General features: G+C 63.9%; 1 protein-coding gene. It reads left to right on the top strand.

All coding sequences use genetic code 11. The annotated features are described in order from the left end of the window. On the top strand, positions 1-502 hold a 502-nt coding region (locus SJI00_RS22385), incomplete at both ends, for an Ig-like domain-containing protein (RefSeq protein WP_322463861.1).

Genomic DNA, 502 nt, shown 5'->3' with positions numbered 1-502 from the left:
TGTCAATGTTCGCGATGCCCAGGGAAATCTGATTGGCTCCGGCGTGGTCGGGGCAGACGGCCGTTTCAACGTCGCACTCGTTCCTGCGGTAACTGACGGCAGCAGCCTGCAAGTCCAGCTCACCGACGCCTCCGGCAACGTGTCACAACCCACTTCGGTGCTGTCGCCGGATCTGACCGCACCCATCCAGCCCACCGATCTGGCGGTTGCCGATGGCGTGACGCTGACGGGTACAGGCGAACCAGGCGCCACGGTGCAGGTTCGTGATGCGGCTGGGAATGTGATTGGTACAGGCCAGGTTCGCGCGGACGGTGGGTTCACCCTAACGCTGGATCCGGCGCAGGCCAATGGTGAGTTCATCGATGTTCGCCAGACCGATGCGGCGGGGAATGCGTCTTCGCCGTTGGCGCTCCAGGTGCCGGATATCACTGCGCCGGAGGCTGTGCAAAACGTTGTGGTCAGCGCCGATGGCCTGACTGTTTCAGGGCGTGGCGAAGCCGGG

Source organism: Pseudomonas gebzensis (assembly GCF_034427815.1).
In the GTDB taxonomy this organism is placed as follows: domain Bacteria; phylum Pseudomonadota; class Gammaproteobacteria; order Pseudomonadales; family Pseudomonadaceae; genus Aquipseudomonas.
The sequence above is the reverse complement of the archived record's forward strand: the minus strand, read 5'-3'. Positions and strand labels throughout refer to the sequence as shown.